Annotated in this window: 9 protein-coding genes; all 9 read left to right on the top strand. The window is 60.6% G+C overall.

Annotation, left to right across the window (positions count from 1 at the left end):
• The coding region (locus tag Q0C48_RS04210; RefSeq protein WP_291521855.1) for a FimV/HubP family polar landmark protein at positions 1 to 1,324 on the top strand (1,324 nt) is incomplete at its 5' end.
• Between the two features lie 24 nt (positions 1,325 to 1,348).
• Positions 1,349 to 2,152 carry a tRNA pseudouridine(38-40) synthase TruA gene (gene truA / locus Q0C48_RS04205; protein ID WP_291521853.1) on the top strand — a complete coding sequence of 268 codons (804 nt, stop codon included), beginning with the start codon at positions 1,349 to 1,351 and terminating at the stop codon, positions 2,150 to 2,152.
• A gap of 61 nt (positions 2,153 to 2,213) precedes the next feature.
• On the top strand, positions 2,214 to 2,825 hold the full coding sequence (locus Q0C48_RS04200) for a phosphoribosylanthranilate isomerase (protein ID WP_291521851.1): 612 nt from the start codon (positions 2,214 to 2,216) through the stop codon (positions 2,823 to 2,825).
• Positions 2,826 to 2,835: 10 nt separating this feature from the next.
• Complete coding sequence (trpB, locus tag Q0C48_RS04195; RefSeq protein ID WP_291521849.1) at positions 2,836 to 4,035, top strand: tryptophan synthase subunit beta; 1,200 nt, start codon at positions 2,836 to 2,838, stop codon at positions 4,033 to 4,035.
• A complete protein-coding gene (gene trpA, locus Q0C48_RS04190) occupies positions 4,032 to 4,850 on the top strand; it encodes a tryptophan synthase subunit alpha (RefSeq protein WP_291521847.1) in 819 nt (272 codons plus the stop codon). Before trpB ends, trpA begins: the two co-directional genes overlap by 4 nt.
• The gene (gene accD / locus Q0C48_RS04185; RefSeq protein WP_291521844.1) at positions 4,847 to 5,731 is read left to right on the top strand and encodes an acetyl-CoA carboxylase, carboxyltransferase subunit beta; all 885 of its coding nucleotides are present in this window, start codon (positions 4,847 to 4,849) and stop codon (positions 5,729 to 5,731) included. The genes trpA and accD overlap by 4 nt, the downstream gene beginning before the upstream one ends.
• 30 nt (positions 5,732 to 5,761) lie before the next feature.
• Complete coding sequence (locus tag Q0C48_RS04180) at positions 5,762 to 7,048, top strand: folylpolyglutamate synthase/dihydrofolate synthase family protein (RefSeq protein WP_291521842.1); 1,287 nt, start codon at positions 5,762 to 5,764, stop codon at positions 7,046 to 7,048.
• Positions 7,045 to 7,542 carry a CvpA family protein gene (locus Q0C48_RS04175; RefSeq protein WP_291521841.1) on the top strand — a complete coding sequence of 166 codons (498 nt, stop codon included), beginning with the start codon at positions 7,045 to 7,047 and terminating at the stop codon, positions 7,540 to 7,542. Before Q0C48_RS04180 ends, Q0C48_RS04175 begins: the two co-directional genes overlap by 4 nt.
• Before the next feature lie 7 nt (positions 7,543 to 7,549).
• Positions 7,550 to 8,830 (top strand): amidophosphoribosyltransferase (gene purF / locus Q0C48_RS04170; RefSeq protein ID WP_366937001.1); only part of this gene is annotated, 1,281 nt, incomplete at its 3' end.

Here is an 8,830-nt window from a genome sequence, read left to right as displayed (position 1 = left end):
TGTCGTAGCCAGCGCCGCATCCGCTGCCACAACCGGTCAGTTGCAGGTGCCGGATGCTGTACTTCGCGATGATAATCAAAAATTGATGGCCGAAGTGGCCAGTCTGGGGCAGCGTCTGAGCGCAGAGGAGCGTCTGCTGGCCAGTCAGGGCGTGCAACTCGCGACCCTTTCCCGGACGGCAGGTAACAGCAGCCTTTTCAATAATGTTCCGTTGCTCCTATCGCTGGGCGGTAATATTCTTCTGCTGATTTTGTTTCTCTGGATGCTGCGTCGTCAAAAAGAGGCGGAGCAGCGCCAGCGCGAGATTTCGCAGCGGGTTTCTACTTTGACTGCGGCCCCTAAAGGGGCGAGTCCTCAACCCCAGTCTCCCGCAGCGGTGCTTAGCGCAGCGCCTCCTCCCGTGGTGTCGGTTCCGTCGGCTGGCATTTCACCCGTCTCGGTCGCCGCACCCGTATTGGATGCTCTACCTGGTCTTGCCCTATCTGTAAGTGCTGAAGATGCGTACACGGGTAGTGAAGTCGATCCGCTTGAACAAGCCGATCTCTACTTGACCTACGGTAAGGCAGAACAGGCGGTCGCCGTGCTCAATGAGTCTCTCAAAGAGAATCCGCGGCGTAAGGAACTGTACGTCAAACTGCTCGATATATATGCCAGTCTGGATCGCCATGAGGAGTATCTGGATCTCGCTGAGCGTATGCGGGGGCGTTTCGGGCCGCATAATGCTGCGTGGCAGGAAGTGGCCGCACAAGGGGCACGGCTCTTTCCCGGCAATGCGCTCTTTGTTATCTCCGAGGAGGTGACGACGACAGCTCCCAAGCCTGTTACTGAGGTATCGTTGCCTGAGCCCGCGGAAGAGTCTGCGGTACCTGCCCCCTTGGATATGCTGGATTTCCACTTTGACCATGCTCCTGCGAAGCCAGCTGCGGTGGAAGAAGAGAGCGTTTTCCCGCCGGAGGAGAAAGCTCGGCTTCTGCAAGATATTGATGAGCAGTTCCGGTTGATGGAAGAGACGCGTGAAGAACCTCCCGCAACGCTGGAAGCTCCAGTTGCAGCGCCCCTGATCGGCTTGACCCGGCATGATGAGCCATCCACGCCTGCCCTGCCTGCTTCTCCCTCCGCAGCCGTGGAATCTCCTGCTACCGCGGAATCATCTGCCAGCATGGACGTTGCGGATTGGGATGCGGTTGGTACCAAGCTCGACCTGGCCAAGGCCTATGTGGAAATGGGTGATAGCGAATCGGCGCGCGATCTGCTCGAAGAAGTGAGCCGGGAAGGCAGCGGCGCCCAGCAGGAAGAAGCCAGGCAGTTGCTGAAAAGCGGTTAACCGGGCTTGGAAATGGAATTAGTCGTGCCAAGGTCTGGCACCCGCTGGGCCTTGGGAATTGAATACGATGGCAATGGATTCTGTGGCTGGCAACGCCAGTTGGATCAGGAAAGCGTACAAGGTGTGCTGGAAACAGCGCTGAGTCGTGTGGCCCAGTGTCCGGTCACTGTGATCGTTGCCGGGCGTACCGATACAGGGGTGCATGCCCTGTGTCAGGTGGTGCATTTTGACAGCCCGGTCGTGCGTCGCCCCGAGGCCTGGATACGTGGCGCCAATACCTTCCTGCCCAAAGGGGTGGCGCTACGTTGGGCCCGGATCGTCCCGGACCATTTCCACGCCCGTTTTTCCGCCACGGCGCGGCGTTATCGTTATGTGATTCTCAATCGTCATGAAAAATCCGCACTATGGCGAAATCACACCGCCTGGATATACAGCCCCCTGGATGTGGAGGTCATGCAGGCAGCAGCGCAAACCCTGCTGGGTACCCATGACTTTTCTGCCTTTCGCGCCTCTGCCTGTCAGGCTAAAAGTCCCATACGGAATTTGTGCCAACTTCAGGTCACTCGCCGGGGCGATCTGATGGCCATTGATGCCGAGGCTAATGGTTTTCTGCATCACATGGTGCGTAATCTTGCGGGTGTGCTCATCGCCATCGGCAGCGGCGACCGACCCGTGAGCTGGGCAGCCGAGGTGCTGGCCAGTCGCAATCGCTGTCAGGCTGGTGTTACGGCCCCGCCAGGCGGCCTCTATTTTGTGGCGCCGCGTTATCCTGCGGAGTTCGGGCTGCCAGTGGATGCGGCGGATTCCGGTTTCTTGATGGGGGTGTAACTGGGCGCGACCGGATGGCTGCGCTCATGCTTTCTGCCAGCCGCGGTGTTAGAATGCGCTGATGGTGCGAATCAAGATATGCGGAATCACGAATGCGGAGGACGCGCGCGCGGCGGCGGCCGTCGGCGCGGATGCCATTGGAATGGTGTTCTACCATAAAAGTCCGCGGGCCTTGGATGCCGGGCGCACCCAGGAGGTGCTCACGGCATTGCCGCCCTTTATCACGCGCGTTGGCCTTTTTGTCAACGCAGATGCTGCTGAAGTGACCGCAACTCTGCAGCAATGCCCTTTGGATGTCCTGCAATTTCATGGCGATGAGTCGCCATCCTTCTGCCGCAAATTCGACCGCCCCTACATCAAGGTGTTGCGGGTGACTGCAGCGCAAGATCTGCGGCCGGTGGTGGACGCTTATCATGACGCGCAGGGACTGCTGCTGGACTGTGCAGCGCCGGGAGTCTGGGGGGGGTCGGGCCAGAGTTTCGACTGGTGGCGACTGCCGGATCTGGGTAAGCCCTGGATTTTGGCCGGTGGGCTGAATGCCGGGAATGTCGCCGAAGCTATCGCCATCGCCCGGCCTTATGCGGTAGATGTGAGCAGCGGGGTGGAAATATCGCCCGGACGCAAAGATCATGACAAAATGGCGCAGTTTGTTGCGCGGGTGCGCGGTACCTGAGGGAGAGAGAATGGGAGCTTATGCTTTGCCGGATGCATCCGGACACTACGGTCCTTACGGCGGGCGTTTCGTTGCAGAAACCCTGGTTCCGGCGTTGGAGGAACTGGAGCATGCGTACCAGGAGGCGCAGCGGGATCCGGAGTTTCGCGCTGAGCTGCACAGTGAGTTGCGCCAGTTCGTCGGTCGTCCCAATCCGCTCTATCACGCTGGGCGCGTCTCCAAAGAACTGGGTGGAGCGCAAATTTACCTCAAGCGGGAGGACCTCAACCACACCGGCGCGCACAAAATCAATAATGCCGTCGGTCAGGCCTTGCTCGCCCGGCGTATGGGCAAAAAACGGGTAATCGCCGAGACGGGTGCAGGGCAGCATGGCGTCGCCACGGCGACGGTCGCGACCCGCTATGGCATGGAATGTCTGGTGTATATGGGCGAGGAGGATATCCGGCGCCAGTCCAGCAATGTGTTTCGCATGCGTTTATTGGGTGCGCAGGTGGCGGCGGTGCGTAGCGGGACCCGCACCCTCAAAGATGCGCTCAACGAAGCGTTGCGTGACTGGGTGACCAATGTCGAGAACACTTTTTACGTGATCGGGACGGTAGCGGGACCACATCCTTATCCGGCTATGGTACGGGATTTTCACCGGGTCATTGGCGACGAAGCGCGGGCGCAGTGCCTCGAACTGACGGGACGGCTCCCCGATTGCCTGATCGCCTGCGTGGGCGGGGGCAGTAATGCCATCGGTCTGTTTTATCCTTTTATCGACGATAAGGCGGTGCGGATGATCGGTGTCGAAGCGGGTGGTCTGGGTCTCAGCACCGGACAACACGCCGCCCCCCTGACGACGGGGCGCCCAGGGGTACTGCATGGTAACCGGACTTACCTGATGGAAGATGAAGACGGCCAGATCCTGCCGACCCACTCCATCTCGGCGGGGCTGGATTATCCGGGGGTGGGGCCTGAGCATGCCTATCTGAAGGATGCCGGGCGGGCAGAATATGTGGCTGCTACCGATGAAGAAGCGCTGGCCGCCTTCCATCGTCTGTGCCGCACCGAAGGCATCATTCCGGCGCTGGAAACCGCCCATGCACTGGCCCATGCCTTCCGTCTGGCGCCGACCATGCGCTCTGACCAAACCATTATTGTTAACCTGTCCGGGCGAGGCGATAAGGATATTCATACCGTCGCCGCTCTCGAGGGTATTCATTTATGAGTCGTCTGGCCGGACTGTTTGCCCAACTTCAGGATGCGGGTCGTGCTGCCCTCATTCCTTTTATGACGGCGGGTGACCCCTCGCTGACCGTGACTGTGCCCCTGATGCACGCGCTAGTCGCTGCTGGGGCCGATGCCATCGAACTGGGGATGCCCTTTTCCGACCCCATGGCCGATGGTCCCAGCATCCAGCGCGCCAGTGAGCGGGCGCTGGCGCGGGGGGTGAAGCTGCGCATGGTCCTGGAGTGGGTGCGCGAATTTCGCATGACCAACAGCCACACGCCCATCATCCTTATGGGGTATTTGAATCCGGTAGAAGCCATGGGCATAACCCCGTTCGCTGAGGCTGCTGCGACGGCGGGGGTGGACGGGGTCATTCTGGTGGATCTGACCCCGGAGGAGGGGCGCGGCGAAGCCGGCGTTCTCCAGCAGCACGGTATTGATCCCATTTTCCTGCTGGCGCCGACCAGCGGCCCGGAACGGGCGGCGACCGTCCGCAGTATGGGCAGCGGTTTTGTGTACTATGTTTCTCTGCGCGGTATTACCGGCGCAACCCAGGCGGACTGGGCGGAAGTCTTGCAACGGGTACAGGACCTGCGTCAGCAACTAGGCCTGCCCGTGGCCATCGGCTTTGGCATTCGTGATGCAGCGACGGTGGCGCAGGTGGCGGCTGGCGCCGACGCAGTGGTTGTCGGCAGCGCACTGGTCGATCAACTGGCGGAGTGCACGACGGATCAGGAAGCTATTGCGGCGGCCACCCGCTTTATCGAGCCGCTGGTCCAGGCCGTGCGAACAACGGAAAGGAGTGGCGTATGAGTTGGTTCGATCGGGTGCTGCCGCCCAAAATAAAAAAGGCGCCCATAGAGGCCCCCAGCGCAACCGAAAATAAGCGTACCGTACCCGAGGGCCTGTGGTCCAAGTGCCCCACCTGTCAGGTGGTGCTCTACCGCACGGAGTTGGAGGAGAACCTTTTCGTCTGCCCCCACTGCGGACACCATCAGCGGGTTAGTGCCCGGCAGCGTCTGGATTTCTTCCTCGATGCGGAGCCTCGCCTGGAGATCGCGAAGGAATACGTCCCGGTGGACCCTCTGCGCTTCAAGGATCAGAAGCGCTATAAGGATCGACTGCAGGAAGCCCAAGCCAAGTCCGGAGAGAAAGATGCCCTGGTGGTGATGCGCGGTCTCCTCAAAGGGCGCCCGGTGGTGGCCGCCGCCTTTGCCTTTGAGTTTATGGGCGGGAGTATGGGCTCGGTGGTGGGCGCACGCTTTGCCAAGGCGGCGGAGACGGCGCTGACGGAACGTTGTCCACTGGTCTGCTTCAGTGCCAGCGGTGGGGCACGGATGCAGGAAGGACTTTTTTCCCTGATGCAGATGGCCAAGACGTCAGCTGCTGTGGAGCGCCTGGCCAAGGCGGGAGTTCCTTTCATCTCGGTGCTCACCGACCCGACTATGGGCGGTGTTTCTGCCAGTTTGGCGACCTTGGGGGATATCCTGATTGCGGAGCCCAAGGCCCTGATCGGCTTCGCCGGACCGCGGGTGATCGAGCAGACCATCCGTGAAAAGCTGCCGGAGGGTTTTCAGCGCTCAGAATATTTGCTTGAGCACGGCGCCATTGACCAGATTGTCGATCGTCGCCAGATGCGCACGGTAGTGAGCGAGATGCTGAGGATGCTGACCCATGCCGAGAGTGCGCATTAAGCGCTGTGCACGGGGCGGGCGTAGCCGGTGATGTCTTTGCCAGATACCCTCAGTGATCGGGTCGCTGAACTGGCCGGGCCACCCGAGCAAATCGTCATGGGTCTGGAGCGGATGCGGGCTGCTTTGGCGGCGCTGAAGATTCCCGCGCGTTTGCCCATGCCGGCAATTTTGGTGGGGGGCACCAATGGCAAGGGCTCCACGGTGGCTTATCTGGAGGCCTTCTATCGCCAGGCGGGCTATCGCGTTGGCGCTTATACCAGCCCACACCTCTGGCAGTTTACTGAGCGTCTGCGGCTGGATGGTCGGCTGGCACCTGAGTCCCTCTGGTGCCAGCAACTCAAGGAACTGGCCGACACAGTACGCCAGATTCCGCTCACCTATTTTGAGATCGCGACCCTCGCTGCTGTGCGGATGATGTTGGCCACCGGGGTCGATGTGGCGATTCTGGAGGTCGGCCTGGGGGGACGTCTGGATGCGGTCAATGCGTTCGTGCCGGATTGTAGTGTCGTGACCACCGTGGACCTGGATCATCAGGACTGGCTGGGGTCCGATCGTGCATCCATCGGCAGGGAAAAGGCGGGTATCTTCCGTCGTGCGGTGCCTGCCCTCTATGGGGATGCCGAAGAGCCCTGCGCTTCGGTATTGGAAGCGGCGTCACGTGCTGAGGTGCCCTTGCAGCAGTTGGGGCGGGACTTTCATATTGATCCTCCATCCGGGAAATGGTCAGGATTCGGGCAAGAGAAACAGGTGTCTGCGCCTTTGTGGGCAGGGTCGGCACAATGGGCCAATCTGGCGGTGGCGGTGGCGGCGGTGTCGCTGTTGCAGGAGAAATTGCCGGTGCCCGATACGGCGATCTCCGCTTGGACGCTACCGCCGGAGTTGCCGGGACGTTGCCAGTGGCTCCAGCCCTGGGGTAAGGAGGATCCTGATCTGCTAGTGGATGTCGCCCATAATCCGCAGGCTACTCGGCAATTGGCGGCATTGCTGGCGGCGCGAAAAGGTGCCGCGCGTTGTCACGCCATTGTCGGTATGCTTGCTGACAAAGATATGGCCGGGACACTCGCGCCACTGTTGCACTGGGTGGATGCCTGGCATGTGCTGGAGATCACCGATACGCCGCGTGCAGCGATGGCGGCGCAACTCTGCGATATGCTTGAGGAAATGGGCGCGGCAGAGGTATCCGCGGATGCCAGCATGGAGCAGGCCCTGGAGAGGGCAAGAATGACCTTGGCGGGCGGGGATATTCTGCTCTGTTTCGGCTCCTTTCATCTCGTCAAGCAGTTGCCCATGGCCTGGCTACTGCGTGATCCGGCATGATGTTCTGGGTAAATGCCGCTACCGTGGGTCTGGTGGTGCTGTCCGCGCTCTGGGGGCTTTTTCGCGGGATGGTACGCGAGTTTTTTTCCCTGGCGGCATGGATTGGCGGGTTTTACGTGGCGTGGAACTGGGGCGGGAGTTGGCTGGCGCCCCGGCTGTCGTCGCAGATCCCCGCCGGCTGGAAGGTGCCGCTGGCTTCTTTTATCCTCTTTTTTGCCTGCCTGATCGTCGGGACCCTGTGCGCTTTTGTCGTTCGTAAGCTATTATACGGCATTGGTTTCGGGGCGACGGATCGCTTTTTGGGGGCGTTCTTTGGTTTCTTGCGGGGACTGGTGTTGATTGCCATTGCGGTTACTCTGGTGCAGTCCTCAGACCTGTCCCGGTCTCCCTGGTGGGAGAGTTCCTGGCTGGGACAGGAGCCGGTGAAACACTGGTCGCAATCATTGACGGCACCTGCCGTGTCCTATTTGGAGTCGCAAAAAATTGCAAAATGACAATATGATGCAGCATATCGTGGATGACGATCATTTTCATGATGAATGCGGGGTAATTGGCGTATTTGGTCATCCGGAAGCCGCCAACCTGACCTATCTCGGCCTCTATGCCTTGCAACACCGGGGCCAGGAGTCGGCGGGTATTGTTTCTGGCGATCAGGGCAAGCTTTATGTGCAGCGCGGTATGGGGCGGGTGGCCGATGTCTTCGGACTGGAGCAGATCGGCAAGCTGCCCGGTGAACAGGCGATCGGCCACGTGCGCTATTCCACTGCAGGGGATTCCGTACTGCGGAATACCCAACCGGTATTTATCAATTATCGCCATGGCGCCTTTGCCGTCGGTCATAATGGTAATCTGGTCAACGCGGCTGAACTCCGCACCCGGCTGGAGCGGGAAGGGGCCATATTCCACACGGATATGGACACCGAGGTCATCGTCCATCTGCTGGCGCGGGTACCGGGCGACGATGCGGGGACCCGGCTCGCGGCGGCGCTACAGCAGGTTTCCGGTGCCTACTCGCTGGTTTGTCTGACGGAAAGCCGACTGATTGGGGTGCGTGATCCCATGGGCTTTCGTCCGTTGGTGCTGGGGCGCCTGATTGATTCCGGGGGCTTTGTGCTGGCCTCCGAGACCTGTGCCCTCGACCTGATGGGGGCGGAGTTCGTCCGCGACATTGAGCCGGGGGAACTGATCGTCATTTCCAAAGAAGGGATCGAGAGCCGCAAGCCTTTTGCGCCCGTCGGCCGGCGCATGTGCGTCTTTGAATATATCTATTTCGCCCGTCCGGACAGTGTGCTCGATGGTATCCACGTATACTCGGCGCGCAAACGCATTGGTCAGGCGCTGGCACGTCTGCATCCGCGAGAGGCGGATCTGGTGGTGCCCGTCCCCGATTCCGGCGTTGCGGCGGCCATGGGCTATGCGGAGGCCTCTGGTCTGCCCTTCGAGCTGGGGCTGATCCGCAATCACTATGTGGGCCGCACCTTCATTCAACCGGCACAGCGCGGTCGTGATTTCGGGGTTAAGGTCAAGCTCAATGCCCAGCCCAACATCCTGCGTGGTAAACGGGTGGTCCTGGTGGATGATTCTATCGTCCGGGGCACGACCAGCGCTAAAATTGTCAGTCTGGTGCGGGCTGCTGGCGCGCGCGAGGTGCATTTTGTGGTCAGCGCGCCACCCACGACCGGGCCCTGCTATTATGGCATCGATACCCCGGATCGCTCCCAGCTCATCGCGGCCCAGCACAGTATTGAAGAGGTGCGTAAACTCATTGGTGCCGACAGCCTG

The organism is Acidithiobacillus sp. (genome assembly GCF_023255755.1).
Taxonomy (GTDB): Bacteria; Pseudomonadota; Gammaproteobacteria; order Acidithiobacillales; family Acidithiobacillaceae; genus Acidithiobacillus.
Note: the sequence above shows the minus strand (reverse complement) of the source record. Positions and strands in the feature narration are given on the sequence as shown.

What these genes read in the sequence shown, in the direction of transcription:
- Q0C48_RS04200 (WP_291521851.1), top strand. Translation starts at nt 2,214, where the DNA reads ATGGTGCGAATCAAGATATGCGGAATCACGAATGCGGAGGACGCGCGC.
- trpB (WP_291521849.1), top strand. Translation starts at nt 2,836, where the DNA reads ATGGGAGCTTATGCTTTGCCGGATGCATCCGGACACTACGGTCCTTAC.
- trpA (WP_291521847.1), top strand. Translation starts at nt 4,032, where the DNA reads ATGAGTCGTCTGGCCGGACTGTTTGCCCAACTTCAGGATGCGGGTCGT.
- accD (WP_291521844.1), top strand. Translation starts at nt 4,847, where the DNA reads ATGAGTTGGTTCGATCGGGTGCTGCCGCCCAAAATAAAAAAGGCGCCC.
- Q0C48_RS04180 (WP_291521842.1), top strand. Translation starts at nt 5,762, where the DNA reads ATGTCTTTGCCAGATACCCTCAGTGATCGGGTCGCTGAACTGGCCGGG.
- Q0C48_RS04175 (WP_291521841.1), top strand. Translation starts at nt 7,045, where the DNA reads ATGATGTTCTGGGTAAATGCCGCTACCGTGGGTCTGGTGGTGCTGTCC.